The organism is Frankia sp. AgKG'84/4, assembly GCF_023242965.2.
Taxonomy (GTDB): Bacteria; Actinomycetota; Actinomycetes; order Frankiales; family Frankiaceae; genus Frankia.
The window spans coordinates 1-1,302 of the sequence record NZ_JALKFU020001120.1; the positions used below are offsets into that span (position 1 = coordinate 1).

Here is a 1,302-nt window from a genome sequence, read left to right on the forward strand (position 1 = left end):
GCGCGGGGACGGTCGGCCCCCCGCCCGGGGCGGACGGATCGGTCGAGGTCAGCGGCACGGTCGGCACGGTGATGGCGCTCAGCCCGCCGGCGTTCTTCACGCCTCCCGGACCGGTGGCGCCGGCGGAGGGTGACGCGGGTGCGCGCGCGGGGTCCGGCGCCGTGGCGGTGATCGTCCCGACGTCGGGCCGGGCCAACACGGTGCTCGCCCCGTCGGCGGAGGCCTCACCCGGCGCGAGGACGACCTGCTCCAACCCGAAACCGACCGCCGCCACCAGCAGGGCGACCGGCAGGATCAGCGCGAGCAGCCGCCATCGGACCGGGCCGCGCGCACCCGCCCGGCGGGCGGGACGGCGATGACGCCGGTGGCTTGCGGAACCTGACACGCGACCTCCGGTTACCCGCGTAACGCGGGGCCGTGACGCGCGAGCGGGCCCCATGTCCGCCGAAGCATACCTAGATACGCCCAGTAACTGACAGGAGGGATGAAGTGGACATTCTTCGGGCGGCGCTCAGCCCACGCCGTTGCGAACCAGCTCAGCCGCTGCCTGCGGCCACCACGTCCCCGCCGGCGGATTGTTCCGGCCGCACTCGCCGTCGCTCGCGCCGGGCGTCTTCACCCACAGGAACGCGTCCGCATGGGGGTATCCGGTATCGGTCGTCGGCGTCGCACCGGTGCCCCGGCCAGGCGGATTGCACCAGGCGTCCGTCAGCCCGCTCGCCGGTCCGCGGCCGTTGCGGGAGGTGTCGACGACGTAGTGCGCGTCGCCGAGCAGCGCGGCAAGGATCTCCGCACGGGCGGCCTCGTCCTCGGTCCGGTAGTAGTTCGCCACGTTCACCGCGAAGCCCCGGGCGTGCGCGACGCCGGCCTCGCCGAGGCGCCGGGCCATCTCCGCCGGGGCGACCCAGCCGCAGTTCGTCCCGTCGAGGTAGACGCTCGTCGCCGGCAGCCCGGCGTAGACGTCCACCGCGTCGCGCAACAGCGCGTACCGCTCGGTCACCTGGTCCGCGGGCAGCTGGTCGATCTGCCCGAGCGAGTCGGGCTCCAGCACGATGACCGCCCGCGCGTCGCCGATGCCCGCCGCGACCTGGCGGGTGAACTGGCGGTACGCCGCGCCGTCCGGGAACCCGCCGGCGGAGTAGCCGGCGCCGACGTCGCGGTGCGGGATGCCGTAGACCATGAACACGGCAGTGGTCCCGCCGGCGCGGGCCGCGGCGGCCCGGCTGTGCACCTCGCCGGTGACGTCGGTGATCCAGTCGCCGACGGAGAACGCGGTCGGTGTCCGCACGAGCGCGCCGACCC

Annotated in this window: 1 protein-coding gene and 1 pseudogene; both read right to left on the reverse strand. The window is 75.0% G+C overall.

Translation table 11 applies throughout. The features are described 5' to 3' along the window. Positions 1 to 385: pseudogene (locus MXD58_RS27780) on the reverse strand (hypothetical protein); the annotation flags it as partial. A gap of 126 nt (positions 386 to 511) precedes the next feature. Then, on the reverse strand, positions 512 to 1,302 hold a 791-nt coding region (locus MXD58_RS27785), incomplete at its 5' end, for a glycoside hydrolase family 6 protein (RefSeq protein ID WP_250611121.1).